Annotated in this window: 2 protein-coding genes; both read right to left on the bottom strand. The window is 65.4% G+C overall.

Features of this window, described 5'->3' with window-relative positions:
* Positions 1 to 4: 4 nt before the first annotated feature.
* Positions 5 to 1,009, bottom strand: a complete 1,005-nt coding sequence (locus EOA27_RS43050; protein ID WP_126081905.1) for a molybdopterin cofactor-binding domain-containing protein — start codon at positions 1,007 to 1,009, stop codon at positions 5 to 7.
* A gap of 1 nt (position 1,010) precedes the next feature.
* Entirely contained in the window at positions 1,011 to 2,378 is a 1,368-nt protein-coding gene (locus tag EOA27_RS43045; RefSeq protein WP_126081906.1) for a xanthine dehydrogenase family protein molybdopterin-binding subunit, read from the bottom strand.
* Positions 2,379 to 2,380: the final 2 nt, after the last annotated feature.

Below are 2,380 nucleotides of genomic sequence, written 5' to 3'. Positions count from 1 at the left end.
CCCCTCAGCTCGCGGCCCGCGCCTTCAGCGCGCGCAGGATGCGTTCGGGCGTGATCGGCAGCGTGTCGATGCGCACGCCGACAGCGTCGAAGACGGCGTTGGCGACGGCCGGGATCTGCGGGTTGGCGCACATCTCGCCTGGACCCTTGGCGCCGAACGGTCCGTCGGCGGAAGGTCGCTCCAGCACGATAATCTCTGTCTCGGCGAGGTCGCCCGGCCCCGGCATCAGATACTGGTTGAAGTCGGTGCCGCCATGGTCGCGGTTCGGATAATAAGGCTCGGTCGTCTCGTAGAGCGCATGGCTGATGCCCATCCAGGAGCCGCCGACCAGCTGCTGCTCGACCATCTTCGGGTTGAGCGCGCGGCCGATCTCGAAGACATTTTTCACGGTGAGGACCGTCACTTCGCCGGTCTCGTCGTCGACCTCGACCTCGGCCACGGTGCAGGCATGGGCATAGCAGGTCGACGGCTTCATCGCGCCGGTCTCCTTCTCCGGATAGGAGCGCGGGATCAGGAACATGCCGCGGCCCGAGATCGAGCGGCCGCGCTTGAAATGCGCCGACAGCGCGACATCGAAGATCGAGATCGATTTCTGCGGCGCACCCTTCACCTGGATGTTGCCCTGGCCGTCGGTATCGAGGTCGGAGGCGTTCACCTCGAGTTCTTCGGCCGCGACTTCCAGCATCACCTGGCGGGCTTCCTTGGCTGCCTGGATGACGGCATTGCCGGCACGGTGCGTGCCGCGCGAGGCGAAGGTGCCCATGCAGTGCGGGCCGGTGTCGGTGTCGGCGGTGTCGACGACGACGCGGTCGGTCGGCACGCCGATCGTCTCGGCGCAGATCTGCGCCATGATCTGCTTCATGCCCTGTCCCAGATCGACGCTGGAAAGCGTGACCATGAAATTGCCCGTAGGCGTCGAATGCACCAGCGCCTGGGTCGGGTCGCCGCCGAGGTTCATGCCGGTCGGATAGTTGATCGCGGCGACGCCGCGTCCACGCCGAATCGCCATCTCAGGCTCCCTTCCTGTAGGAGGACATCGCCATGTATTTTTCCGCCACCGGCCAGTTGGCGGCGCGCGAGGCTTCCTGCATGCATTCGATCAGCGCCGCACCCTCGGTCGGCTGGCGATGCGCCTTCATGTCGCCGTCGCGATAGGCGTTGATGAAGCGGAATTCGAGCGGGTCCATGCCGATCAGCCGCGCCAGCTTGTCCATCTGCACTTCCAGTGCGAAGTCGCTGATGGTGACGCCGAAGCCGCGCATGGCGGAGGAGGGGGTGCGGTTGGTGTAGACGCAATAGGTGTCGATCCAGACATTCGGGATCGTGTAGGGCCCGGGATAGTGCGCGGCGCCCTTCTGCGCGCCGTAGGGCGAGTGGCGCGAATAGGCGCCGGCGTCGGTGTAGCCGGTCACCTTGCGCGCGACGATGCGGCCGTCCTTCATCACGCCGTCCTTGATGACGATCTTCTCGGCCGCGCGCGGCGAGGAGATCTGCATCTCCTCCTCGCGGCTGTAGACGAAGGAAACCGGGCGTCCGGTGAGCTTGGCGCCGAGAATGGCGATCGGCTCGACGATGACGTCGACCTTGCCGCCGAAACCGCCGCCGACCGTGCCGCCGACGAAATGCAGCTTCGAGCCCGGCATCTGCAGGATGATCGAGGCGTTATCGAGGGTGAAGAACATCGCCTGCGTGTTGGTGTAGCAGGTGAACCGGTCATTGCCTTCGGGCGCCACAACGCAGCCCGTCGTCTCGGTCGGCGCGTGCTCGATCGGCGAGGACTGATAGGACTGTTCGAGGATGTGGTCGGCCTGGGCAAAGCCCGCTTCGACATCGCCGAAGCGCACCTTGCGGCATTCGCCGCTGTCATAGAGATAATAGTTCTGGCCGTGATACTCGTTGACCAAGGGGGCGCCGGGCTTCAGCGCCTCCTCCATGTCGAAGACCGCCGGGAGCACCTCGTAATCGACCTTGACCTTGGCGGCGGCTTCCTGCGCCGCGCGCTCGGTCTCGGCCAGCACTGCCACCACGGCCTCGCCCTTCCAGCGCACCTTGCCGTCGGCAAGCACTGTCTCGTCCTCGGGACCCACCTGGATCAGGATCAGGATGGTGTAGACATTGTGCGGCACGTCCTTGGCGGTCAGCACGCGCACGACGCCCGGATGCTTCTCCGCTTCCGACGTATCGATCGAGCGGACACGGGCATGGTGATGCGGGCTGCGCACCATCTTCAGATGCAGCATGCCCGGGAAGTTCCGGTCGGCGAAATAGGCGGTCTTGCCGGTGACGTGTCCCGGCGAATCGAGCCGCGGCCGCGGCTGGCCGATCTCGTTGAGACCGTCCTTGCGGACATCGGCGAAATAGTCCTTGCGCAGTTCCATGG

Origin of the sequence: Mesorhizobium sp. M2A.F.Ca.ET.037.01.1.1 (assembly GCF_003998075.1) — a bacterium.
Lineage (GTDB): Bacteria > Pseudomonadota > Alphaproteobacteria > Rhizobiales > Rhizobiaceae > Mesorhizobium.
Note: the sequence above shows the minus strand (reverse complement) of the source record. Positions and strands in the feature narration are given on the sequence as shown.

Bases quoted from the DNA above. Each gene is read 5' to 3' on its own strand.
- EOA27_RS43050 (WP_126081905.1), bottom strand. From the start codon at position 1,009: ATGGCGATTCGGCGTGGACGCGGCGTCGCCGCGATCAACTATCCGACC.
- EOA27_RS43045 (WP_126081906.1), bottom strand. From the start codon at position 2,378: ATGGAACTGCGCAAGGACTATTTCGCCGATGTCCGCAAGGACGGTCTC.